20 protein-coding genes are annotated in these 23,859 nt (G+C 39.8%); 10 read left to right on the forward strand and 10 right to left on the reverse strand.

Translation table 11 applies throughout. The features are described from left to right. Nucleotides 1-217: 217 nt before the first annotated feature. Nucleotides 218-958 (reverse strand): UDP-2,3-diacylglucosamine diphosphatase, encoded by a 741-nt coding sequence (locus BN2628_RS12135; RefSeq protein WP_021930805.1) that lies wholly within the window; start codon nucleotides 956-958, stop codon nucleotides 218-220. Nucleotides 959-977: 19 nt separating this feature from the next. Next, nucleotides 978-1,295 (reverse strand): metal-sulfur cluster assembly factor, encoded by a 318-nt coding sequence (locus BN2628_RS12140; protein WP_021930804.1) that lies wholly within the window; start codon nucleotides 1,293-1,295, stop codon nucleotides 978-980. Between the two features lie 189 nt (nucleotides 1,296-1,484). Here BN2628_RS12140 and BN2628_RS12145 point away from each other — a divergent pair, with 189 nt between their 5' ends. From BN2628_RS12145 to BN2628_RS12160, 4 genes are all read left to right on the forward strand, one after another. Further along, the gene (locus tag BN2628_RS12145; RefSeq protein ID WP_257606478.1) at nucleotides 1,485-2,099 is read left to right on the forward strand and encodes a porin family protein; all 615 of its coding nucleotides are present in this window, start codon (nucleotides 1,485-1,487) and stop codon (nucleotides 2,097-2,099) included. A gap of 215 nt (nucleotides 2,100-2,314) precedes the next feature. After that, on the forward strand, nucleotides 2,315-2,923 hold the full coding sequence (locus tag BN2628_RS12150) for a porin family protein (protein WP_044224888.1): 609 nt from the start codon (nucleotides 2,315-2,317) through the stop codon (nucleotides 2,921-2,923). A 170-nt stretch (nucleotides 2,924-3,093) separates the two neighbouring features. After that, the gene (priA, locus tag BN2628_RS12155; protein WP_055097467.1) at nucleotides 3,094-5,556 is read left to right on the forward strand and encodes a replication restart helicase PriA; all 2,463 of its coding nucleotides are present in this window, start codon (nucleotides 3,094-3,096) and stop codon (nucleotides 5,554-5,556) included. A 199-nt stretch (nucleotides 5,557-5,755) separates the two neighbouring features. Then, complete coding sequence (locus tag BN2628_RS12160; RefSeq protein ID WP_021930801.1) at nucleotides 5,756-6,784, forward strand: calycin-like domain-containing protein; 1,029 nt, start codon at nucleotides 5,756-5,758, stop codon at nucleotides 6,782-6,784. A gap of 143 nt (nucleotides 6,785-6,927) precedes the next feature. On the opposite strand, the gene BN2628_RS12165 is transcribed toward BN2628_RS12160, so the two are convergent. The 6 genes from BN2628_RS12165 to BN2628_RS12190 all read right to left on the reverse strand — a co-directional run bounded on the left by BN2628_RS12165 (nucleotide 6,928) and on the right by BN2628_RS12190 (nucleotide 15,077). Next, the gene (locus tag BN2628_RS12165; RefSeq protein ID WP_021930800.1) at nucleotides 6,928-7,869 is read right to left on the reverse strand and encodes a malate dehydrogenase; all 942 of its coding nucleotides are present in this window, start codon (nucleotides 7,867-7,869) and stop codon (nucleotides 6,928-6,930) included. A gap of 617 nt (nucleotides 7,870-8,486) precedes the next feature. Further along, the gene (gene ispF / locus BN2628_RS12170; protein WP_044224880.1) at nucleotides 8,487-8,966 is read right to left on the reverse strand and encodes a 2-C-methyl-D-erythritol 2,4-cyclodiphosphate synthase; all 480 of its coding nucleotides are present in this window, start codon (nucleotides 8,964-8,966) and stop codon (nucleotides 8,487-8,489) included. A 27-nt stretch (nucleotides 8,967-8,993) separates the two neighbouring features. Then, nucleotides 8,994-10,211, reverse strand: coding sequence for a type IX secretion system outer membrane channel protein PorV (gene porV / locus BN2628_RS12175; RefSeq protein ID WP_021930798.1), 1,218 nt, complete (start codon nucleotides 10,209-10,211; stop codon nucleotides 8,994-8,996). 76 nt (nucleotides 10,212-10,287) lie between these two features. After that, a complete protein-coding gene (porU, locus tag BN2628_RS12180; RefSeq protein WP_157256060.1) occupies nucleotides 10,288-13,725 on the reverse strand; it encodes a type IX secretion system sortase PorU in 3,438 nt (1,145 codons plus the stop codon). 49 nt (nucleotides 13,726-13,774) lie between these two features. After that, entirely contained in the window at nucleotides 13,775-14,389 is a 615-nt protein-coding gene (locus BN2628_RS12185) for a fumarylacetoacetate hydrolase family protein (RefSeq protein ID WP_044224875.1), read from the reverse strand. A gap of 37 nt (nucleotides 14,390-14,426) precedes the next feature. Continuing rightward, nucleotides 14,427-15,077: a redox-sensing transcriptional repressor Rex gene (locus tag BN2628_RS12190; RefSeq protein ID WP_044224872.1), complete on the reverse strand. Its 651-nt coding sequence runs from the start codon at nucleotides 15,075-15,077 to the stop codon at nucleotides 14,427-14,429. A 151-nt stretch (nucleotides 15,078-15,228) separates the two neighbouring features. Here BN2628_RS12190 and BN2628_RS12195 point away from each other — a divergent pair, with 151 nt between their 5' ends. Together BN2628_RS12195 and BN2628_RS12200 are read left to right on the forward strand one after the other, a co-directional pair. Continuing rightward, nucleotides 15,229-15,573, forward strand: coding sequence for a translation initiation factor (locus tag BN2628_RS12195; RefSeq protein ID WP_044224869.1), 345 nt, complete (start codon nucleotides 15,229-15,231; stop codon nucleotides 15,571-15,573). Nucleotides 15,574-15,590: 17 nt separating this feature from the next. Further along, nucleotides 15,591-18,836, forward strand: coding sequence for a UvrD-helicase domain-containing protein (locus tag BN2628_RS12200; RefSeq protein ID WP_055097477.1), 3,246 nt, complete (start codon nucleotides 15,591-15,593; stop codon nucleotides 18,834-18,836). Between the two features lie 80 nt (nucleotides 18,837-18,916). On the opposite strand, the gene rpmH is transcribed toward BN2628_RS12200, so the two are convergent. After that, nucleotides 18,917-19,069 carry a 50S ribosomal protein L34 gene (gene rpmH, locus BN2628_RS12205; protein ID WP_055097481.1) on the reverse strand — a complete coding sequence of 51 codons (153 nt, stop codon included), beginning with the start codon at nucleotides 19,067-19,069 and terminating at the stop codon, nucleotides 18,917-18,919. A 196-nt stretch (nucleotides 19,070-19,265) separates the two neighbouring features. Here rpmH and efp point away from each other — a divergent pair, with 196 nt between their 5' ends. Further along, entirely contained in the window at nucleotides 19,266-19,829 is a 564-nt protein-coding gene (gene efp / locus BN2628_RS12210) for an elongation factor P (RefSeq protein ID WP_044224863.1), read from the forward strand. Between the two features lie 325 nt (nucleotides 19,830-20,154). After that, nucleotides 20,155-20,826, forward strand: coding sequence for a 7-cyano-7-deazaguanine synthase QueC (gene queC / locus BN2628_RS12215; protein WP_044224860.1), 672 nt, complete (start codon nucleotides 20,155-20,157; stop codon nucleotides 20,824-20,826). A 21-nt stretch (nucleotides 20,827-20,847) separates the two neighbouring features. Here queC and BN2628_RS12220 read toward each other — a convergent pair whose 3' ends face one another. Continuing rightward, nucleotides 20,848-21,891: an acyltransferase family protein gene (locus BN2628_RS12220; RefSeq protein ID WP_044224857.1), complete on the reverse strand. Its 1,044-nt coding sequence runs from the start codon at nucleotides 21,889-21,891 to the stop codon at nucleotides 20,848-20,850. A gap of 247 nt (nucleotides 21,892-22,138) precedes the next feature. Between BN2628_RS12220 and BN2628_RS12225 the strand changes: the two genes are divergently transcribed. Both BN2628_RS12225 and radC read left to right on the forward strand, forming a co-directional pair. Beyond that, nucleotides 22,139-23,134 carry a glycosyltransferase gene (locus tag BN2628_RS12225; RefSeq protein ID WP_044224853.1) on the forward strand — a complete coding sequence of 332 codons (996 nt, stop codon included), beginning with the start codon at nucleotides 22,139-22,141 and terminating at the stop codon, nucleotides 23,132-23,134. Between the two features lie 15 nt (nucleotides 23,135-23,149). Then, nucleotides 23,150-23,848 (forward strand): RadC family protein, encoded by a 699-nt coding sequence (radC, locus tag BN2628_RS12230; protein ID WP_055097487.1) that lies wholly within the window; start codon nucleotides 23,150-23,152, stop codon nucleotides 23,846-23,848. The last annotated feature ends 11 nt before the right edge of the window (nucleotides 23,849-23,859 follow it).

Here is a 23,859-nt window from a genome sequence, read left to right on the forward strand (position 1 = left end):
ATTACAATCCTCCATGTTTTACAGGCAGAATTCGTAATGTGAAAAATTCTGCCTTAAATTAATAATAACGCGAATGATAATCGTCCATTTTGTATTTTTTAATGAATCGGGGCAAAGGTAAAAAAGTTATGTTGAAAGAGAAATAAAATCAGATAAAAAATATACTGAATTTTTCGGGAAGAGTTTCAGTAATTCTGAGCGAAAAGACAGGTTCCGATTATTCGGTTTCAAATTGTTCCAGCTTGATGTTTTCTCCGTCAAAAGTGGCATAGGAGAAGAGTGTTATCCAGTCTCCGAGAATCAGGATACGACTGTCTCTTTTTAACATCAGGTCGAGCATAATATGCCTGTGACCGAAAATGAAATAATCGATGTGTTCTTTGGATAGAAAGTCTTTTGCAAAATTTACCAGATATTCTTCACTTTCTCCTTTATAGGTAGTTTCTTTAGCGTTTAGCCTGCTGTGTGACGACCATTTGTGGGCAAATGCGACAGTCCATCTGGGGTGGATGGCACTGTAAAGAATTTGGCAAAAACGATTATGAAATATACTACGTATCAATCGGAATGAGAAAGGTGTTTTTCCTAATCCATCTCCATGGGCCAGAAAAAAACTTTTCCCTTCGATATTTTTTATTTCAGGTTTTGTATGTACAATAACTCCTAACTCTGAAGGGATATAATCGAATATCCAAATATCGTGATTCCCGATAAACCAATGAATTTCTATTCCCATATCCGTTAGTTCTGCTATCTTTCCGAAGAAGCGGACATATCCACGGGGAACTACAGTTTTGTATTCGTACCAGTAGTCCAGGATATCACCCATTAGGTATATGGCTTTAGCATTGTCCTTTACACTGTCAAGCCACCGGACGACTCTCCGCTCGGTTTCTCTCGGGTTATCTAATGTGCGAGCACCTAAATGCAAATCAGATATGAAATATATTTGCTTCATTGATAGAAGGTTATGTGTTTTATAAAAAACCAAGTTCCAGTTTGGCTTCTTCACTCATCATGTCTTTGTCCCATTCGGGCTCGAAAACCAGTTGTATATCCACACTTTTTACATCTTCTATACTCTCTATTTTCATACGGACATCTTCCACGATGAAGTCTGCAGCCGGGCAGTTGGGGGCAGTCAAGGTCATTTCTATTTTTACATTTTTCTCGTCATCTACTTCGACATTGTATATAAGCCCCAGGTCGTATACATTGACTGGAATTTCCGGGTCATATACAGTTCGTAACATTTTTACAATCTTTTCTTCTATTGTTGTATTTTCATTTTCCATATCATTCTGATTTTGATAAAACGAAGATACTCTTTTTTTGTGAAATAGGAAAAACAGATGTCGAATGGATTACTTCTGAAGCAGAACTTTAGCTTTATTCAGAATATTTTTGATTTTTCATTGATTATTTGGCCTGTTTGTTTGTTTTACAATAATAAGGAATATAGACATCGTTTAAAAAAGTATGTAATGAAAAGATTGATAACAGGTTTATTGTGTGTAGTGGGACTCTTGACAATATCTACGGCTGAGGCTCAGCTAAGGTTTGGAATTCGGGCAGGGGTCAATGTTTCAGACTTGTCTTTCAGTAAAGATATTATGAAATCATCGAATGTGGCCGGATTTACCGGAGGTGTGATGGCCGAGTTTATGATTCCGGGTTTGGGCGTAGGTGTTGATGGAGCATTGATGTACAGTCGTCATGGCTCGAAATTGAAGTTCAAAGATGTGACGGAAATTGCGGGAAATGTGGTAGGACTGGGAAATTCGAAAACTCAGAAGCTCGATTATATCGAAATTCCATTGAATCTGAAGTATAAGTTTACTTTGCCTATTGTGAAGCCTTATTTGTTTATCGGGCCAAGTTTTGCTTTTTTGGTGGGGAACAATATTTCAGAAGAATTTAAAAAGCAAAAATTCGATACATCGATAAATCTGGGAGCAGGCTTGGAGTTATTGAATAAAGTGCAGGTGTCGGTACAGTACGGGTGGGGGTTGAATAAGACTCTTCGATTTAGTGATGATGCGACTACTATAAATGCTAAAAATCGTTTCTGGACTATTACAGCAGCATATCTGTTTTGATATGATAATGTAAAAAAATCTGATATTTATTTTATAAGCAGGATGATGGTCCTGCTTTTTTTGTATATTTGGAACAAAAATTTACAGAAAATGTAAAAACTGATTTAAATTTTCTGATAAGCAAAGATTCATAAAACTGACTCGAGCAAAATTTAAACAGACTTTGACTTTTTTCTGTAAATTATCTAATGCAAGTAGGAATTTAAACATTATGTATGATGAAAAAAGTTTTTTTTCTTTCTTTGTTTTTGGCGTTAATCGTGATTATGCCTGCTGAAGCACAGTTCAAATTGGGTATCCGTGCAGGAGCCAATATGTCGAGTTTGAAATTCAATAAAGAAGTAAAGAGCTCTAATGTAGCCGGATTTACCGGAGGTGTAATGGCCGAATTTATTATTCCCGGGTTGGGCTTCGGCCTTGATGGGGCAGTGATGTATACCCGAAGAGGGTCTGAATTGAAATTTAGTGATATAGTTGATGCTGCCGGAAATGTGATTGGAAGTAATAAATCAACAACGAAACTCGATTATATCGAAATACCCGTTAACTTGAAATATAAATTGGGTTTACCTCTTGTCAAACCGTATATTTTTGCGGGGCCGAGCTTTGCCTTTTTGGTGGGTGACAAGATATCGGAGGGGTTTAAGGAACGCAATTTTGATACTTCGATAAATGTCGGTGCCGGACTGGAATTATTGGGCAAAGTGCAGATTTCCGCCCAATATGGTTGGGGATTGAACAAAACGTTAAAAGTAAAGACACTGGATGAAACTCTGAATGGCAAGAATCGTTATTGGACGATTACAGCGGCATATTTGTTCTGAAGAAGTATATTTAGGCAATAAACCGAACGAAGCAATTTTCCGACTATGTAAATTGCTTCGTTTATTTTTTTATATTTGTATCTGGAAAATATAGAATGGCTATATATGTGGGATTTTAAAGCTTTGTTTCTGGGCAGTTCTATGTTATATTGAGTGATTAAATTCTATCTATGTTTCAGTTTGCAGATGTTATATTGCCCTTGCCGTTGAGCAAGTATTATACTTATCGTATTCCTGAAGAGTTACAGTCCGATATGCATCCCGGTTGCCGGGTCATCGTCCCTTTTGGAAGGAAAAAGTATTATACGGCTATTGTTGTGCATATACATCCGTATGCTCCCGCAGATTATGAGACGAAGGATATATTGACATTATTGGATGAGAGCCCGATATTGAGACGGCCTCAGTTGAAATTTTGGGAGTGGATTGCAGAGTATTATCTGTGTTCGGTAGGGGATGTATATAAAGCGGCTTTGCCCTCGGGGTTGAAACTGGAAAGCGAAACGCTGATTTCTCCTAATCCTGATTATGAAGAAGATGAGGATAATCGTCTGAAAGATAGAGAAGCTGCATTGCTGGATACGTTGAGCCGGCATGAAAAAATTTCGGTTCAAGACCTTGAAAAAGAGAGTGGGTTACGTAACATATTGCCGATAGTACGTACTCTCCTCGATAAAGAGGCGGTTTTTGTTTCGGAACAGGTAAAGACGAAGTATCGTCCTAAAACCGAGGTTTATATCAAGATGTCTTTTGGAAAGGAACGAAGAGATGAACTTCGGGGAATATTCGAGCAACTGTCGTCGGTAAAAAAACAATTGAAGCTGCTGATGGCATATATCGATATGTCAGGTTTTATGCAGCGGGGAGAGTTAAGGGAAGTATCGAAAAAGGAATTGTTGAAACGTGCCGATGTTACATCTGTGGTGTTGAACGGATTACTGGCGAAAGGCATTTTGGTATCCTACACTAAAGAAATCAGCCGTATTGTTTCGATGGATTCGGCAGAAGAAGCTCATCATCTAAATGAATTCCAAAAGAAAGCGTTAGAAGATATTATTTCGACCTTTCATAACAAAGATGTGACATTATTACATGGCGTTACATCCAGTGGGAAAACGGAGGTGTATATACATCTCATCCAAGAAGTGTTGAAGCAAAACCGCCAAGTTTTGTATTTGGTACCGGAAATTGCATTGACTACTCAGCTTACAGGACGTTTGCAAAAAGTATTTGGCAAATCGTTGGCTATTTACCATTCCAAGTTTTCGGATAATGAGCGAGTCGAAGTCTGGAATAGCTTATTGCTGGATAAAGGAATAAAAATTATATTGGGGGTACGCTCTTCTATTTTTTTACCATTCAAAGACTTAGGTTTGGTAATAGTCGATGAAGAGCATGAGAATACCTATAAGCAGCAAGACCCGGCACCTCGTTATCATGCCCGTAATGCTGCTATTATACTGGCATCCATGCATGGGGCAAAGGTTTTGTTGGGTACAGCAACTCCTTCTATCGAAAGTTATTATAATGCTTTGCAAGGTAAGTTTGGACTGGTAGAGATGAATTCCAGGTATGAAGGCATGGAATTACCGGAGATACGTATTGCCAATACGCAAGAGCTCCGTCGGCAACGTCAAATGCCGGGAAATTTCTCTCCTTTGTTATTGAAACTGTCTTCTGAAGCATTAAAACGGGGAGAGCAGGTTATCTTGTTTCAAAACAGGCGGGGATTTGCTCCGATGGTAGAATGTAAACTTTGTGCTTGGGTTCCCAAATGCAAACATTGTGATGTGAGTCTTACCTATCATAAACGATATAATCAGTTGGTTTGCCATTATTGTGGTTATACTTATGAAATACCTCGGCAGTGTCCGGCATGTGGGCATACTTCGATAGAGATAAGGGGGTTTGGTACCGAACGTATCGAAGAGGATGCAGAACAGTGTTTTCCTGAATATAAGATTGCCCGGATGGATTTGGATACAACCCGAACACGGAAAGCTTATGAGCAGATTATAGAAGATTTTCAGCAAAGAAAGTCGCAGATACTTATCGGTACTCAAATGGTGACTAAAGGCCTCGATTTTGATAATGTCAGTGTTGTAGGAATATTGAGTGCAGATACAATGATGAATTTTCCAGACTTCCGTGCTCATGAGCGGGCTTTTCAGCTGATGGCCCAAGTTGCGGGACGGGCAGGCCGAAAGAATCATAAAGGGACGGTCGTATTGCAGACAGCCCATCCCGAATACCCATTGATCCATCAGATTATACATCATGATTATCAGGGGATGTATCGTACTCAGATTGCTGAACGGGAACAATTTTCTTATCCACCCTTTTTCAGGCTGATTTATATCTATTTGAAACACCGGGATGAACAATTGCTCAATTCACTTTCCCGTACTTACGCTGCCTGTCTGAAGCAGGTATTCGGAAAGCGTATTTTGGGACCGGACAATCCTCCTGTTGCTCGTATACAAACTCTCTATATACGGAAGATAATATTGAAAATAGAAAACAGGGCTTCTATGCCTAAAGTAAAGGATTTGTTGCATCAGGTGCAGGATGAGATGCTTAAGGACGACAGGTTTAAGTCTGTTATTTTGTATTATGATGTCGATCCTATGTGATAAATTCGTATATTTTTAAGAATATTTTTATTTAAATTTTGAGCAATAGAGCTTTATTTTAGGTTATAATATTAATATTAGAACATATAATCTTAAAAATAGACCTTGTACACGATTTTTGAATGCAATTACTTTGCCTTATATTTTTTTATAAAAAAGAGAATATCAGTATCAGATTAATAATTAAAACGAATTGATTATGAAGAAATGTTTACTTTTGATATGTGCTGCATTGATGACGATGTTCGTTGATGCGCAAGAACATGTATTTACCGATGACTTGGTAGTTAAAGTAAATGAGGATAGCACCCCTGCTCAGTCTACTACGGTAACTGTAACCGAAACAGGAAATGGGGAATATACTTTTTCCCTGAAAAACTTTAAACTATCTATGGGCGAAATAGTATTACCGGTGGGTAGTATTATTTTGGAAGGTGTTAAGGGAGAAACCTATGCACAGGGTGTCACAGGATTGACCTTCGATGAAAGTGTAACGATTCAGAAGGGTGATGACTCAGACGAGAGTTGGATGGGACCGGGCTTAGGAGAGGTTCCCATCAAAATGGCAGGAAAGTTTAAGGATGATAAACTATACTGCGATATTGATATAAATATGGAAACCCTTGGCCAAGTAATAAAGGTGCAGTTTGGAAATCCATTTTATGTATTTACCGATGATTTGGTGGTTAAAGTAAATGAGGATAGTACCCCTGCTCAGTCTACTACGGTAACTGTAACCGAAACAGGAAATGGGGAATATACTTTCTCTCTGAAAAATTTTAAATTGTCTATGGGCGAAATAGAATTGCCGGTGGGTAGCATTATTTTGGAAGGTGTTAAGGGTGAGACTGATGCACAAGGATTTACGACATTGACCTTCAATGAAAGTGTAACGATTCAGAAGGGTGATGACCCGGAAGAGAGTTGGATGGGCCCGAATTTAGGACCGGTTCCCATCGATATGACCGGGAAGTTTAAGGGTGATAAACTATATTGTAATATTGATATAAATATGGTGGCTCTTAGTCAAGTAATAAAAGTGCAATTCGGCAGTGAATTTTCGTCTATTGAAGATGTGAAGGTTTCAGACAATGGAAAAGTAGATGTATATACACTTGGGGGAATATTGGTACGTCGTCAAGTTGAAGCTGCTTCGGCCACTAATGATTTGCCACAAGGTATTTATATTGTAAACGGTAAGAAAGTTATGGTAAATGCAAGACGATAAGTATTGTTATAGTCTGTAATATTTAGACGAGGGTAGTTAGTTTGTTACCCTCGTTTTTTTGTCCGGTTTATTCATGGGAGTAAAAAAGTAAAGCCCTCGGTTTTGTAAAACCAAGGGCTTTTATAATGACAGGTTGTCCGATATTAAAGTGCGTTTATTTCTTTCAAAACACTGTTTGTTTTGTGTACTGCTGCTGCACTCTTTTCGAAGGCTGCTTTTTCCTCTGCGTTGAGTTTGAAGTCAACCACTTTTTCCCAACCGTTGCGGCCTAAGATAACCGGAACACCGATACAAATGTCTGATTCTCCATATTCGCCTTCCAGATATACACTACAAGGAACGAGTTTTTTCTGGTCGTGGATAATCGATTCCACTACAAATGCTGCTGCAGCGCCCGGAGCATACCATGCTGATGTGCCGAGTAATCCGGTCAAGGTTGCTCCACCTACCATGGTGTCAGCAGCGACTTTGGCCAATGTATCAGCATCCAGGAATTGAGATACCGGTACTCCTTTGTAAGTAGCCAAGCGTGTCAACGGAATCATGGTAGTATCACCGTGTCCACCGATAACGACACCTTCTACCTCATTGGGGTTTGCATTGAGAGCTTGGCTCAAGTAGCATTTGAAACGAGAGCTATCCAAGGCTCCACCCATACCGATAATACGATTTTTAGGAAGATTTGTTGCTTTCTTAATCAAATATGTCATTGTATCCATCGGGTTGCTGACGCAGATAATAACGGCGTTGGGTGAGTGTGCCAATACATTTTCTGCTACGGATTTTACAATACCGGCATTGACACCAATCAATTCTTCACGAGTCATTCCCGGTTTGCGGGGGATGCCTGAAGTAATGACTACAACATCAGAACCTTCGGTTTTTGCGTAATCGTTCGTAACACCGATTACTTTAGAATCAAATCCTAATAATGTTGCGGTTTGCATCATATCGAGTGCTTTACCTTCCGATACACCTTGTTTTATATCCAGCAAAACAATTTCATCGGCAACTTCTTTAAAAGCTAATACATTCGCACATGTAGCACCTACGTTACCTGCGCCTACGACAGTTACTTTTGACATAATAAATGTTTTTTATTTGTATGTTTAAATTCTGTATTTGAATTTTTTTTTACATCGCAAATGTACAATTTATTCTAATTACAGAAAAATTTCCGTATTAAATTTTTAATAAATATCTCCTTGCAGTGTTAACTATGTTAAATCATTTGTCGTATTATCGTCTATAATTTTTATTAACCGGTGTTGATAATGTTATGCTTCTGATTATTAGCAATATACGTAAAAAATTGAATTCAGATATAAACAGTCGATGTTTATAATTTACCCCTTTTTTGTTGATAACTTTGACTTGGAAGCAAGTTATGCCTGTTGATAACTTGGATATTAACAACCGGACCAGCCGGGAAACAAGTATGATATGTGCAAAAATAGCTGATGATGTATATTTGTCAACACTTGTTTATATCTCATTAAATTATTGTATTATAATCTATTATAAACTTTATTTTTGTGTTATCAACAACAATTGTTTGTTTTGAAAAGGTGAAAAATATATAGATATCAACATATTGCTGATATTGACATGAGTGCTTGTGTATATAAATTTAATGACGAGCAGTTGCCTTGGGAATTTATGGCGTGTGAGTTTTGTCCGAAAATGAATAGGGGGCAGGTATCTATTGTTGTGTAATTAGAACGACTGCATATGCAGAAATACCTTCTTCTCTTCCTGTGAAGCCTAATTTTTCGGTTGTTGTAGCTTTTATAGAAAGAGTATCGATATCTACATTCATTACTTGGGCCAGGGTTTCCTGCATGAGAGGAATATGAGGATTGAGTTTCGGACGTTCGGCACAGATGGTCATGTCGGCATTGCACAATTCATATCCCTTGTTCCGAAGAAGCTCCATTGTCCGGGTCAGTAGAATCTTACTGTCGATGTTTTTGTATTTGCCGGCTGTATCGGGAAAGTGGTAACCGATGTCACGCAGATTGGCTGCACCTAATAGAGCATCGCATAGCGCATGAATGAGAACGTCGGCGTCGGAATGCCCCAGTAGCCCCATAGGATGTTCTATACGTATTCCTCCCAGCCAAAGTTCCCGGTTTTCTACTAATCTGTGTACATCAAATCCGAATCCTGTCCGTATTTTCATGTTAAATGTCAAATTGTTGAGGTTCTTTTATCTTCTTCGTCTTCCTACTAAATCTTTGATTCCATCCATGTCGAATGCCAAGCTGAATCTTAATGTCTGGTCAAGAGGGCTGCTTTGAGCTGCGGCTACGACATAAGCCGCATCAAGGCGGAATACGTTAAGAGCGAAACCTGCACCGAAAGTGAAGAATTTTCGGTTACCTTTATATTTGTTTTCATTGTAATATCCTGCCCGTAAAAAAAATTGCTGGTTGTAAGAATACTCTGCTCCTATGGAGAAGTTGATTTCTCTTAATTCTTCCTTGAATCCGCCCGGGGCGTCAGAAAAAGACTTGAATATACCGCTTATCGGGGAAGTGCTTTCGTATTTGTCTTCTGCTGCTTGATAGGCTTCTTTGTCGGCATAGTCTTCTTGTCTGGGTTTTGTTGGTACCAACAGTTTGTTCAAGTCGAGGTTTAAGGAGAGGGTATTATAATCTGCTAAAGGAAATAGGAATGTGGTTCCCAGCCTCAAATTGGTTGGCAAAAATGCACTGGAATTCCCTCCGTCATAAGAAACTTTTGAGCCGATGTTGGAAATATTGAATCCCCAAGACCATTGGCATTCGCTTCTACCTACAATCGGGTAGAAAGTTTGATAACCGGCTATATCGGCAGCAAAGGCAGCCCCGCCTTTCGCATCGGAAGCGCTTCCGTCAGTTCCCATGTTGTATCCTAAATCTGAATAAATGAAGCGGAATACTACCCCCATTGAGAATGATTGAGATAGTTTACGCGAGTATCCCAGGTCCACGGCCATTTCGTACGGATTGATAGAGTTGATTGTATTTCCTCCTTCATCGGTGATGTTGATAGCTCCCAAGGAGAAATAGCGTAAAGAGGCACTCAAGGCTTGTAAATCACGACTCCCGAATTTCCAATAACCGGCAAGATATGCCAGATTAATGTCATTTACCAGTTTGCGTAACCAAGGTGTATAGGAGAGAGCTACTCCGGCGTTGCTATATGCAAAGGCATATTTTGCCGGATTCCAGTATTGGGAGTTGACATCCGGGTCGGTAGCGACACCCAAATCTCCCATACCTCCACCTCGGGCATCCGGGTTGATACCTAAAGACATGACCCCGGTCGTAATGGGGTTGAATTCATTTTTTGAAGTATTTTTATTGTTTTGAGCATGTATCGAAGTAAACATACCCATTGTGGCTATCAGAATAAAAATGGTCAGTCTTTGAATTTGTTTCATCTTTTTCACTTCTAAACGGGCTATTAATGACAATTTTTATAATTGGTCGTATAAATAAAACAGCTTTTTAGTTAGTTTATTGCCCCAATACAATTATTTTTTTTGCTTTGGTGGCTTCATGTTCATTGTCTGTAGAAATTATCGCTTTATAGACGTATATGCCAGAAGTAACCCGCCGGCCGGCAAGGTCTGTCAGATTCCATTCTATTACCGGAGAAGTCCACATATCGGACTTTCCTTCATCTTTATAGGTCCAGACCTGCTCTCCAAACAGATTATAAATAGATATGGCGATACTCATGTTCGTATTAGGCCGGTCGTGTTCGATATAGAACCGAGCGACATCGCTGACCGGATTTTTGTTGACACATAAATCGAAAATATTCGGTTTTATTCCTTTTTGGGTTGAGAATGTGATTGTTTTTTCTGAGGAGTTGCTTTCAGTATCCCATACTTTAAATGTAAGGGTGTGGTATCCATCTTCCAATTCCGGAATTTCATACATCACGGTTCCTTTGCCGTATGTCCCGGATTGAGGGTCGAAGTAATCATTGAGAACATATTCGGTATATACCGAATTATCGATATTTATCGTCATATCGTGTCCCAGACCGATACCGGAAAGGTTGATGCCAGACGGGTCTTCTATTTCGGCGAAAAAGACAGGATTTTCATTTACGAGATCTCCATCTTTGAATCCTGAAGTGTTAAGATACATCGAATGGATGACAGGACCTTCATTGTCTTCAGGCACAGTATTGTCCATTCCTCCAATGATAAAATTCGTACTTGCCCCGAATGCTTCCCCATTCAGGAGAGAACCTGCGTATAGATTGAGATATCCGGATTCAAGAGAGTAATTTAACTCTTTAGGCATTTTGAACTGAAAAGAAAATTCTCCGTTTTTAATAGAATCTTTGGCCGTATATAATAGGTTGGTTCGTTCTTTAAAGGTAAAAGGTTCTCCGGTCTTATCATTTCCGTCGGTTCCGTTACCGTTGGTAGTTACTGTCGTCTGTGAATCATATAGTCGGGGATATATGATACCGTTGTAATCGGTCAGTTTCGTTCCACTCCCATTATTTTCAAAACTCCTGACTTCACCTTTGACTGTAACCATAGCCCGGGCCTGGAGTTGTATGTCTGAAGCGGAAGAGTTCTCGACAGGGATTCCGTTGATTTCGGTTACAATTAATTTGTGTTCCGGGTAGGTTAGATGCAAAGCCGGGTCTCCCAGTAATACAAAATTCAGTTTGTTATCATCACTTCCCGAAATACTCCTTTTGGCTAATTTCATGACGTCTCCCAAACGTAATCGGTTTCCGTTTTCATCCCGGTCGAAAAGATGTGAAATGAGTCCCATGTTCATCAGCTCATTTCCGTATGTTTCGACAACCCTTGTGGTTGTAAACAGAGCGATGGCTCCCCCCTTGGCATTTAAGAACAGATATTCTCCTCCCGAATATGCAGCGTCGTCAAAGCGGCTGAAATCGCAGGTCGCGGTTATAAAGAGTGGCAATCTTTTCAAATACATTTTCTGAATGTCATTTAATTCCAGGATTCTTTCTGCCGTCCAGCCTTTGGTGCTTCCATGTCCGCAATAGTTGATGAGGAGCAGTCCGTCGTCTAACAAATCGAACATTTTCTTTTTAGCGTCCGGATAAGTTGAACCAGTTGCCGACGTTACCTTATTGAATGCATCTATATATATTTTATTGCAATAAAATTCAGGATGATTTGTCTCGACTGAATTGGCCAATTTATCGGATGTACTCATATGTTGTGACGAATTTCCGTCATCGGCGACAAAGCATAGGTTGTTTTTCCATACACCGAAGTCGGTACTATTGGCATAGGCAATGACTTTATCTACGGCAATTTGGGCTTCTGATAGTGTCCTAACGGGAAAACGACCGATTCCAATGTCCAGTTTGTCACTGGGCAGATTTTTGCCTTCATTGTCATCCAGGAACCCGAAATAATCATCAGAGACGTAGGAGCTCCTTTCGCTAAGCCCGCTTACAGATTGGTAACTGATGATAAAACTGTCTTTGTAGCTGTTCCACTCACTTGATATGAGCCTGTTGTCATATGTTCCGTCTCCGAACAACAATAAATAACGAGGCTTTAACGATTCGTCTTCACCGGCTCTGTCGTAGAACATTTTCATGAATCGTCGTACAGCTGTTGCGTCGGGAGTGCCGGAAGAGAACTCGTTATAGATTTGTTGAGGTAGTACTACTCTGCATGTCAATCCGTCTTTTTCTATATGGTGTTGCGCCAGGCGTTCTGCCTCACTTGCCAATTCGGGAGGAACAAGGATAAACAAATCGGCTTTTTCCCATCCATGTAGATTTTGGTTTGCCATGTTTTCTACGTACTCTGCCGAGGGAAAAGAGGCACTTGGGTCAAACGCTACATATTCTTTTAATCCTGTTTCTTTAGCAGTGAAATAATAAACGCCATTTTGAGATTTGGTCTGAACCGATACCGGATTTATAGGGTCTGTTATGTCCCAGATTTGTATCGATTTGTCAGTTTGCACGGCATACCTGATTTTTTTTGATTGGGCTTCTATATTACGGAATAAGACCGAGCTTCCGTATAATTGTAATTTACGCTTAAAGGTCAGGCGGATAAAGTCGAGCCTTGCATTCCTTACATCACTGCCTTCGTAACCGATAGAAATATTATCTACAGACGAGAGGTCACTGTCCCATACATCATAGGCAGAAAGTAATTCTGCATTTTTATAATTCAGGTCGCTATTGCTGGTCATCCCCTTTATAGTATAGGTATTTAGTCTGCTGCCATTATGAGAGATGGTCACCCTGCTGGAATTAGGCGATTTGGCAACAAAATCGACTTGCATTCTTACGGTCTTATTGTCTTCAGGTATACCTGCAATATCGAAAGAAAAAGTCCGTTGGGTAGTGTAGCGGAAATCTTCTCCGTAAAAAACTCTTCCGGTTTTTCCTAAATTGACCGATTCGGTTTCATACAGGTCGTAGTCGTCGAATACCGATGTCGCACTCAAACTTTCGTCATCGGGTGTATTGTCTGTCGGGAGTTCGGTCGCCGGGTTATCATTTTGTGTGATAAAATAATATCCGGCCAATGAGTAAGCATGTCGGTCGTGTACAAAAATGCTTTTGGATGTATTGTATGACCAGGAAATGATACCTTGTGCGTAAAACAGAATTTTATCACCGGCATGATATACCGGAATTTCAGGCAGGTCATCGGTATAGGGGGTAGTAAAATCTTCTTCAAGCATTTTTCCTCCATATCCGTATACTTTTACTTTGGAAGGGTCGGAAAATCCCCATTGTTGCAAGTCGCTGTATGAAATCTGATATATGCCGTTATCATATACTTTTACCCGTACCCAAGAACCCGAGTTTAATACCGATTCACGAGTATATCTGTTTCCGTCGTTTAGTGCACCAGCAGTAAATATGCTTAGTACAATGGCAGTAAATAATGCTATCGTGTAATCAGTCCTTATGGTCAAAAGTAATATTCTTAAAAAAGAATGATATGGCATATTCTGTATATAAATTTTATTTTACATAAAAATCGAGGACTTTTTCCTCTTTCAGATACCCTTGCAAGTGGTCATTTATTTTTACAGGTCCGATACCATCGGGTGTTCCGGTGTAAATGAGATCTCCGATTTTTAACGTATAAAAACGGCTGACGTATGCAATAATATCATCTATATTGAATATCATGTCCTTGCTATTCCCCTGTTGGGCGGTATTCCCGTTTATGGATAGGGAAAAGGGCAACTGGCATGTATCTCCAATTTTTTCTATTTCTATAAAATTCCCTATTACAGCAGAAGAATCGAATCCTTTGGATATTTCCCAAGGCTCACCGTTTTGCCGTAATTTGCTTTGCAAATCGCGAGCTGTAAAGTCTATACCTACGGTTACAGCGTCATAATAGCGGTGCGCAAATCGTGGGGCAATATTTTTTCCCAGCCGGCAAACCCGGAATACCAGTTCGGTTTCATATTCAATTCTTTCCGAAAAGTCGGGAAGAAAAAACGGCTTTCCGTCTTTTAAAAGAGCAGTCTCCGGTTTAAAGAAGATGACAGGCTCTTTAGGTAATAACGTACGATTCATCTCTTTATTGTGAGAGAGATAATTCCATCCAACAGCAATAATCTTCATTTATTTTTCTTTTCTGAAAGGTTGATAGGGAACGGTGTTATTTTTTTAGATTATTTAACCGATTGAACATAACAGCCAAATGTGCATAAATGGATGTATTCTGGACAACGATATGTTTGGGAACCCGAATTCTGAACGGGGTAAAATTCCAGATTGCTTTTATTCCTCCGGCAATCATGTTTTCTGTGGCTTCCTGGGCCCGTTCTACCGGTACAGTCAATATACCTATGTTTGCGCCCAATTCTTTTTGTTTTTGTTCGAACTCGGAAATGTGGTATACCGGTATTCCATTTATCATAGTTCCGGCAAGTTCTTTTTTGACATCGAATCCGGCTACTACATTCATCCCGTATTGTGCTAATCCGGAGTCTTGTAACAATGCAGCACCTAAACTTCCGACTCCGAATATAAAGGCTTTGTGAACATTGGTAAATCCGAGAAAGTTTTCCAATACTTCTACCAGAGAATTTACTTCATAGCCAACTCTTGTTTTTCCCGAGATATTTATAAAAGACAAATCTTTGGCAATTTGTGATGCATCTACATTAATCTCCTTGGCAATCTGAGTAGAAGAGACGTATTCTTCACCTTTGTCTTTCAGCAACTTGACGTATGCCAGATACCACGGCAAACGACGAAGTGAAGGTTCGGGCAATTTAATATTTATTTTAGTGTTTTCGTTAGCCATAAATGCGTATTTTTCTGCATTATTACAAAAGTAATAATTTTTTTTAATCTGAAGGTTTTGTTTGGTAACCTTCTTTATCTGTATTAAATTTGGACGCAAATATACTGAATATCGAGGACTTAAGGGATAATCGGAGTTAAATATTGAGATAATGGCTAAAAAAAATGATTGGAAAGACAGGTTGAATATTGTGTATTCTACAAATCCGAATTTTCATTATGAATCTGGTAGCGAAGAGGAAACAGAGACTCTTCCGCCGGATAAGCAGCAATTGAAAATACAACTTGACAAGCGTAACCGGAATGGAAAATCGGTGACATTGATAACCGGTTTTGTAGGTACGGAAGAAGATTTGAAGTCTCTGGCGAAATTGTTGAAAACCAAATGTGGAGTAGGAGGTTCGGCAAAAGATGGAGAGATTTTGATACAGGGCGATTTCAGGGCAAAAGTCAGGGATGTGTTGTTGGGTGAGAATTATAAGGCTCGCGTCATTTAAAAAAATAATAATATTTCGTGTTAACGGTATATCGGGCGTCGGCAGGGTCGGGTAAGACGTACAGGCTTACTTTGGAGTATCTAAAATTGCTTTTTTCTGCAAAAGAGAGAGAGGCATATCGTCATATTCTTGCGGTGACTTTTACTAACAAAGCGACCGGAGAAATGAAGCGGCGTATCATACAAGAATTGTTTGTATTGGCACATGGTGTCAGGAGTTCGGATTATTTTAAGGAATTGGCTTCTTTTACCGGCTTTAATGAATCGGATTTGCAAGGTAAGGCTAAAGAGATATTGTTTTCCTTGCTCCATGATTTTTCATCTTTCAGCATTGATACAATCGACCGTTTTTTTCAGCAGACTACTCGGGCCTTCACTCGGGAGATAGGGTTACAGGGCGGATATAATCTGGAGATTGATAATTCTCGTGTATTGTCTGAAGCGGTAGACCGGATGTTGTTTGAACTGGAAGACTCTTCGAGCAAAGAATTGTTGAGTTGGTTGTTGAAATTTTCTGAGGAAAAAGTGGAGAATGCCGAGAGCTGGAATATACGCAAGGATATTGAGGCTCTTTCCGGGGAGATATTTAAGGAGACTTATAAGACATATAGCCGTGAACTGTTGGCCCTGACAGCGGATAAAAAGGTGCTGAAAGAGTATATCTCGGAACTTGCCAAGATACGGAATATGTTCGAAAGTTTTTTGCAGGAACTGGGGGAAGAGGGGCAGCGGTTATTGTCTCGCTTTCAATTGCAGGCGGCCGATTTCAAGGGTGGGAAAAATTCTCCATTTTCTCATTTTGAAAAATGGGCGTCGGGTATAATAAAGGAGCCTACGGCGACTTTTGCTAAATTGGCGGGTGACATTGCACAATGGTATACGAAAACAACGGCTCCGGAAATACGTGCCCGTATAGAAGAAGCTTACAACGGGGGGCTTAACGATTGTATAGAAAAAGTTTTGAAATGTTTTGAGTTGTATCCTCGTTATCTGTCGGTAGTAGAGACCTCGCGATATTTTTATACATTAGGCATTTTAAGTGATATCGACCGGAATGTGAGAGCTTATGAGCAGGAACATAATTTGTTGCTGTTATCGGATACGACCGAATTGCTGAATCGTGTCATTGACGGTAGCGATACGCCGTTTGTATATGAAAAGATAGGTACTCGGATAGATAATCTGATGATAGATGAGTTTCAAGATACTTCGAATATGCAATGGGCCAATTTTTCGCCTTTGTTCAAAGACAGCCTTGACCGGGGCAAGAATAGTCTTATCGTGGGGGATGTCAAGCAGAGCATTTACCGATGGCGCAATTCGGATTGGAAATTATTGCATGACCGTTTGAAACAATCCTTTGGAGCAGGGCAAATGGCGGATAATGTACTGGATACCAATTGGAGAAGTTCATCTCAGGTAATAGCTTTTAATAATGTTGTCTTTCAGATGTCGTCACGAGTATTGCAGGATATTTTGAATGACCATATGGCCGATGCACCTGTATCGGATGATGAGGTCAAGGATTTCAAGAATAAAATCGTCGATGCATATTCTGATACGTATCAACATGTCTCTCCGAAAAACAAAGACTATATGGGGCATGTTTCCATATTTTTTAAAGATACGGCAGACGAAATTCCTTGGAGAGAAAGGGCATTGGAGGATATTCCCGATGTATTGAAGCGGTTGCAAGACCAGGGGCTTAGACTGAAGGATATTGCTTTTCTTGTGAGGTATAAGAGGGACGGGCGGCTCATTGCCGATAAATTATTGTCATATAAGGCTCAGAATACGGATAGCCGTTATCGATTCGATATTATTTCGGACGAGGCTTTGTATCTGGGAAATGCTCCTGTAATCAAGTTGATTATAAGTATTTTAAATTATTTGCAAAATCCGGATTCTGAGATAAATCGTACGCAAGCAGTATATGAGTATGAAATTTTTCATGAGCATCAGGCTCCCTCGGATGCTTTGAGTACCTATTTTTCTTTGCGGGAGGATGTGAATGATTTGACCTTTTTTGCCCGGATAGAGAGCCTGTTTGAGGATTTGAGAACTCGTCCCCTTTTTGAGATGTGCGAGAAGATAATCGAGTATTTCCCTCCGGTGAATAAGAGCGATGAGGTTTATGTCCAGGCTTTTCAGGATATAGTGCTTTCTTATATCGATAAGCATTCGGCCGATTTGGCGTCCTTTTTACAGTGGTGGGATGAGAAGGGAAAGAGTAAAACGATTTTGACTCCCGATTCGCAGGATGCGATACGTATTATGACTATACATCAGTCTAAAGGTCTGGAATTTAAAGCTGTGATTATGCCATTTTGTGATTGGAGCCTCGATAATAATGATTCTCAACATGCCAATATTTTGTGGTGCCGGCCCCGAAGTGCTCCTTTTGACCGCTTGCCTTTGGTACCGGTAAGATATAGCTCCCGTCTTGAAAAAACGATTTATGCCTATGATTATTTTAATGAAGAGATGCACTCGTATATCGATAATCTCAACCTGGCATACGTTGCTTTTACCCGGGCTAAGGAAGAGTTGGTATTGATAGCCCCCAAACCGAAAAGCGGGAATACGATATCTTCTGTGTCGTCGTTGCTTTATTATTGTGTGTCCAATTCTTTTTCAGATGGGACCGGGCGGGAATTTGTAGATTTAAGGTCATTTTATAATCCGGACACTTGCGTCTTTGAATTTGGGAAGGCAACGCATACGGTTTCGGAGCAGCCGTCTGTGGTCGAAGAAATAGCTATGCCTGAGTATTTGTCTATAGATTTTAAAAATCGTTTGAGGTTACGGTTGCAAGGGAAAGGGTATTTTGGCGACCGGGAAGAACGCCGATATGGTACTTTGATGCACGAGATATTGAGTACGATTCATTATCCTGAAGATTTGTCCCAGGCATTGAAGCCTTATATTTTTTCCGGGCAACTGACACGGGAAGAAGCTGCCGAAGTAGAAGGGCATATTCAAAAATGGATTTCATCTCCGGAAGTTAGCAGATGGTTTGCTCCGGGAATCCAAGTGCTTAATGAGGCTGAAATATTACAGTCCGAGGGTATCTTTTATCGTCCTGACCGGGTGGTTATAGCAGGAAATGAAGTTTCGGTCATCGATTATAAATTCGGTATGGCCGAGCGGGACTCGTATCGTAGGCAGGTGAGGCAGTATGTCTCGTTGGTGGAGAAGATGGGATATAATCATGTTTCCGGATACATATGGTATGTAGAGTTGTCGAAGATAGAAAAGGTATGATACTTATATATATGGAAGCAGGGATTCGATTATCGAATCCCTGCTTCCATATATATAAGTATATTTTGTGAAAATATATCTTATCCGTTGTATTCGTCAGATACAGTTAATTTTTTTCTGCCTTTAGCACGACGACTGGCTAATACTCTGCGGCCGTTAGCGGTAGCCATTCTCGAGCGGAAGCCATGTTTGTTTTTTCTCTTTCTGTTTGAAGGTTGAAATGTTCTTTTCATTGCCGTATATATTTATCGTTATTATTCAAAATTCGGACTGCAAAAATAGATACTTTTTTTTAATAAACAAAGTAATGGCTCATTTTTTAGTGGATTCTTTTTGTGTTTTTTCTTGATTTACATTACTTTTGCAGTCAAGAGTAAAAACCGAACGAGGTAAATAATCTAATAATAATCACATATAAGTTAAAAAAGTATGATTAATGCCCAAGACATTAAAATCGGAACAGCTATCCGTATGGACGGTAAACTGTACTTCTGTATCGATTTCCTGCATGTAAAACCGGGAAAAGGAAACACTTTTATGCGTACAAAATTGAAAGATGTTGTGAACGGTTACGTTTTGGAACGTCGTTTTAACATCGGTGAAAAATTGGAAGATGTACGCGTAGAGCGTCGTCCATATCAGTTTTTGTATCAAGAAGGAGATGATTATATTTTCATGAATCAGGAAACTTTCGACCAACATCCTATTTCACGTGACCAGATTACAGGGGTTGATTTCTTGAAAGAAGGTATGATTGCCGAAGTTGTATCTGATACTTCTACCGAAACTATCCTTTTTGCAGAATTACCGGTAAAAGTGCAATTGCAGGTGACTTATACCGAACCGGGCTTGAAAGGGGATACCGCAACAAATACATTGAAACCTGCAACTGTAGAGACGGGAGCTACTGTGCGCGTTCCGTTGTTTATCAACGAAGGTGAAATTATAGAAGTAGATACCCGCGAAGGAACTTATGTTGGGCGTGTGAAATAAAAATAATTATTGATTTTAGCTAATAACTTATGAGAAGGCATATCTATATGATATGCCTTTTTTATTGGGACAAATGTCTTTTATATAGAGATTATTCATTATCTTTGCTACTGAAAGGGACCTTTCCGTGTGCTTGCTATACCACGTAAAAAACAAGGATTATAAGAGCCGGTGTAGATATTATTGAAGATTTTTTTACAGATGTTTTCTCTTAAGGAGAAAGGGGGGTAATCTCTGATAAAATTTTGACCGGACTCGATGAATAAATGGCTGGCTTTTCCGCGGAACTTTCCCTTATTTTATCAACACATTATAATAATAGAAAATGAAACAGAAAGAAACGGTGTTGGTCTGCTTCTCTGGAGGGCAGGATTCTACAACATGTTTGTTTTGGGCATTGGCACATTTCGAGTCGGTACAGGCTATAAGTTTTGTATATGGGCAGAAGCATTCTTTAGAGGTAGAGATGGCCCGGAAGATTGCGGAGAAAGCCGGTGTTCCTTTTGAGGTGCTCGATGTATCGTTGATGGCTCAATTGACTGATAATTCTTTGACGAATCCGGAGTTGAAGATGGATGAGGAAAAACCGGAGAATAGTTACCCGAATACTTTTGTTCCGGGACGGAATATGGTGTTTCTGACTTTTGCTGCTATTGTCGGGTTTCAAAGAGGAATCAGGCATTTGGTGACCGGAGTTTCTCAGGCTGATTTTAGCGGTTATCCGGATTGCAGGGATACTTTTATCCGTTCGCTGAATGTATCTCTCAATCTGGCGATGGATGCGCAGTTTGAAATACATACACCCTTGATGTGGAGGGATAAGGAAGCTGTGTGGGCACTTTCGGATGAATTGGGTGTTTTTGACTTGGTTCGCCAAGAAACGTTGACTTGTTATAACGGCATTCCGGGTGACGGGTGCGGACATTGTCCGGCATGTAAACTTAGGAGAAACGGATTAGAAAAATACTTGTCGCACAGGCATAAGAAGACCGAGTGATATTGTTGTTAATGGTATAGGTCATTGTTTTTTTATTTTCTCTTTGTTTAGTAAATCGGAGGGGATGAGCTCCTGCTGGGCAGTAAACCGAGGAAAATATTTTATGCCTATGGGTATGAGTACCATTTCACAAGCCAATACGATCAGGAGAATCAGGAGATAGCTTGTGAATGATTCGGAAATCAACGGATAAAGCAGTGCTCCGGCAGTCGTGAAAATAGACCAATGTGTACCGAATGTTATGAGTGAGTATCGTCCGAAATAAGCAATACCGGGGAGATGTTTTATCCATTTGGATAAGAACAGGATAGAAAGGGTTCCTCCGATGCCTGCAGTGTAAAATATCCAGTAGTGGTCGGGGAGGTGCAGCCCGGCAATATTTACCGGTTGGGCAATGTAGTATACAAAGACTGAAATGGGTATAATACTTGCAAATAAATATTTGTCTCTGTGTTTATTTTCTGTTAAGAATCCGCTTTTACGAATTAGATAGCCGATATGAAAAAAAGGCAGGGAGACAAGTGCAGATGTTCCTTTGTAGGGAAGGACGATTCCGTTAGCAGCCAAATACCAGCCTATGACGGATATGATGATAATGGATATGTTCAGCAAGGTAAAGTTTAGAAACTTGTGCAAAATGTAGTATATGATGTTTATTTCGAATAAGCAAGTAAGGAACCATAAGGGTGGATTGTGGGAGCCTCCCCCTCCGAACCGAATCGGGTCCCAGAATTGCCATTTAAAATTATTCAACATATTATTTCCATGAAGTGTATTTATGGCTGCCCAGATAAAGTCGAACAGGTAGGAAAATATGAAGAAAAAAAACAGGGGGACGATGAGATTGTTTATTTTCTTTATGGTAAACTCAAAAATACCGGAATATTGTTTGAAGAATAGACCTGATAAAAAGAAATATAAAGGCATACGGAAAGAATCGAAGAAGATACCGATTTTATAGTCAAGGATAGTAGTGTCGATATGTGCATATACTACTAAGATAATGCATATACCTTTTGCTATATCTATGTATTCTATTCGTTGCTTCTTATGGATGTCTGTCATATAAAAGTAGAAATTGGAAATAGAGAAGCAAATATATAAATAAAATATCGAATAGTTACCGTAAATTTCGGTTTGAGCATATATTGTATGGATGACGTGGAGCCAAATCCGAGCTGGATTCTACGGGAGATTATTTATAGAATTCTTCTCGGACAAAATTCAAACAAGCTCTTATTTTATATAAAATTTTTCTATTGGTTTCTTAAAATACCCTATCTTTGTAATCATCACAAGAACAAATACATATATGCCCTATTTTTCAGTAATAATACCTGTTTATAATCGTCCTGATGAAGTACGGGATTTATTGGAAAGTCTTAGTAATCAGACTTCTCATGATTTTGAAATTTTGTTGGTGGAGGATGGCTCGACATTGCCTTGCCGCTCTGTTGCAAATGATTATTCGGAGAAGCTCGATGTGCATTATTATTATAAAGAGAATGAGGGGCGAAGTATTGCCCGAAATTATGGTATGGAAAAGGCGTCGGGAGAATATTTCATTTTCTTTGACTCTGATTGTGTCATCCCTGAGTCCTATTTTGAAATAGTCCGTAAGGAATTGGAACGGAATTATGCTGATTGTTTCGGTGGTCCGGATAAGGCACATGAGTCTTTTTCGGACATACAGAAAGCTATAAATTATTCGATGACTTCATTTCTGACAACGGGGGGGATACGAGGAGGAAAGATGCAGTTGGAGAAGTTTACTCCACGTACATTTAACATGGGATTTTCCAGGAAAGTATTCGAATCTGTCGGAGGCTTCAGGGAGATGTTCAGCGAAGATATCGATATGAGTACGCGTATCCGGCAAGCCGGATTTTCGATTAGACTCATTCGCCCGGCATATGTCTATCATAAGCGGCGTACCAGTTTGAAGCTTTTTTGCCGGCAGATTTATATATTCGGGATGTCTCGGATTTCGTTGTATCTTTTATATCCCGATACCTTGAAAATCGTACATTTATTACCGGCAGCTTTTGTCTTGGGTTCGTTGGCGATGATTATAGCCTCGTTTTTTTGGCCATATGCCATATTGCCGTTGCTCTTTTATTTGTTGGCAATATTTGGCGTTTCTCTGTTTTCGAATAAGAATCTTAAGATTGCGGCATTATCGGTGATAACCAGTGTCATACAGTTGGGGGGCTATGGTATCGGTTTTATGAAGGCGTTTTTCTTGAAAATATTGTTGGGCAGGGGCCGGGATGAGACAGAAGAGATACGTTTGCGTAAGGGGAAATAAATTGTAAAGATTGCCATGGGAAAGGCCGAAAAGTTGAATATTAACGAGTGGGCAGTAGAAGACCGCCCTCGCGAAAAGATGCTTCTGAAAGGTATTCAGGCATTGAGCAATGCAGAACTTATTGCTATTTTGATTGGTTCGGGAAACAAGAAAGAAACGGCGGTGGAACTGTCGCAACGGATATTGAATGATGTGAATAACAGTCTGAATCAATTGGGTAAGTTGAGTGTGGATGATTTGTCTGATACTTATGATGGCATAGGGGAGGCAAAAGCCATCAGTATTATTGCTGCGTTGGAACTGGGCCGGAGAAGGAAAAGCGAAAAGGCTGAGGTGCGTAAAAAGATACTTTCGAGCCGGGATGTGTATGATTTGTTTTACCCTCAACTGGCAGACCTTCCGCATGAAGAATTTTGGGTCGCTTTTTTAAACTCATCGAATAAAGTGATGGATAAAGTCCGTGTAGGCCAAGGGGGTACGACTTTTGCTCCGGTAGATATAAGACTGGTGTTGAAGCCCGCTGTACAGAAGTTGGCTTCGGGGTTGATATTGTGCCACAACCATCCATCCAGCACAAATAAACCCAGCAGGCTTGATATTGAGTTGACTCGGAAAATAAAAGAGGCGGCAGCCTTGTTTGATATCCGCATTTTAGACCACATAATCTTTTGTGATGATGGTTATTTTAGCTTTGCAGACGAAGGTATATTATAAATAAAAATATT

The sequence above is a fragment of the Gabonia massiliensis genome (genome assembly GCF_001403595.1).
GTDB lineage: Bacteria > Bacteroidota > Bacteroidia > Bacteroidales > Coprobacteraceae > Coprobacter > Coprobacter secundus.

What these genes read in the sequence shown, in the direction of transcription:
- BN2628_RS12135 (WP_021930805.1), bottom strand. Translation starts at nt 958, where the DNA reads ATGAAGCAAATATATTTCATATCTGATTTGCATTTAGGTGCTCGCACA.
- BN2628_RS12140 (WP_021930804.1), bottom strand. Translation starts at nt 1,295, where the DNA reads ATGGAAAATGAAAATACAACAATAGAAGAAAAGATTGTAAAAATGTTA.
- BN2628_RS12145 (WP_257606478.1), top strand. Translation starts at nt 1,485, where the DNA reads ATGAAAAGATTGATAACAGGTTTATTGTGTGTAGTGGGACTCTTGACA.
- BN2628_RS12150 (WP_044224888.1), top strand. Translation starts at nt 2,315, where the DNA reads ATGATGAAAAAAGTTTTTTTTCTTTCTTTGTTTTTGGCGTTAATCGTG.
- priA (WP_055097467.1), top strand. Translation starts at nt 3,094, where the DNA reads ATGTTTCAGTTTGCAGATGTTATATTGCCCTTGCCGTTGAGCAAGTAT.
- BN2628_RS12160 (WP_021930801.1), top strand. Translation starts at nt 5,756, where the DNA reads ATGAAGAAATGTTTACTTTTGATATGTGCTGCATTGATGACGATGTTC.
- BN2628_RS12165 (WP_021930800.1), bottom strand. Translation starts at nt 7,869, where the DNA reads ATGTCAAAAGTAACTGTCGTAGGCGCAGGTAACGTAGGTGCTACATGT.
- ispF (WP_044224880.1), bottom strand. Translation starts at nt 8,966, where the DNA reads ATGAAAATACGGACAGGATTCGGATTTGATGTACACAGATTAGTAGAA.
- porV (WP_021930798.1), bottom strand. Translation starts at nt 10,211, where the DNA reads ATGAAACAAATTCAAAGACTGACCATTTTTATTCTGATAGCCACAATG.
- BN2628_RS12185 (WP_044224875.1), bottom strand. Translation starts at nt 14,389, where the DNA reads ATGAAGATTATTGCTGTTGGATGGAATTATCTCTCTCACAATAAAGAG.
- BN2628_RS12190 (WP_044224872.1), bottom strand. Translation starts at nt 15,077, where the DNA reads ATGGCTAACGAAAACACTAAAATAAATATTAAATTGCCCGAACCTTCA.
- BN2628_RS12195 (WP_044224869.1), top strand. Translation starts at nt 15,229, where the DNA reads ATGGCTAAAAAAAATGATTGGAAAGACAGGTTGAATATTGTGTATTCT.
- rpmH (WP_055097481.1), bottom strand. Translation starts at nt 19,069, where the DNA reads ATGAAAAGAACATTTCAACCTTCAAACAGAAAGAGAAAAAACAAACAT.
- efp (WP_044224863.1), top strand. Translation starts at nt 19,266, where the DNA reads ATGATTAATGCCCAAGACATTAAAATCGGAACAGCTATCCGTATGGAC.
- queC (WP_044224860.1), top strand. Translation starts at nt 20,155, where the DNA reads ATGAAACAGAAAGAAACGGTGTTGGTCTGCTTCTCTGGAGGGCAGGAT.
- BN2628_RS12220 (WP_044224857.1), bottom strand. Translation starts at nt 21,891, where the DNA reads ATGACAGACATCCATAAGAAGCAACGAATAGAATACATAGATATAGCA.
- BN2628_RS12225 (WP_044224853.1), top strand. Translation starts at nt 22,139, where the DNA reads ATGCCCTATTTTTCAGTAATAATACCTGTTTATAATCGTCCTGATGAA.
- radC (WP_055097487.1), top strand. Translation starts at nt 23,150, where the DNA reads ATGGGAAAGGCCGAAAAGTTGAATATTAACGAGTGGGCAGTAGAAGAC.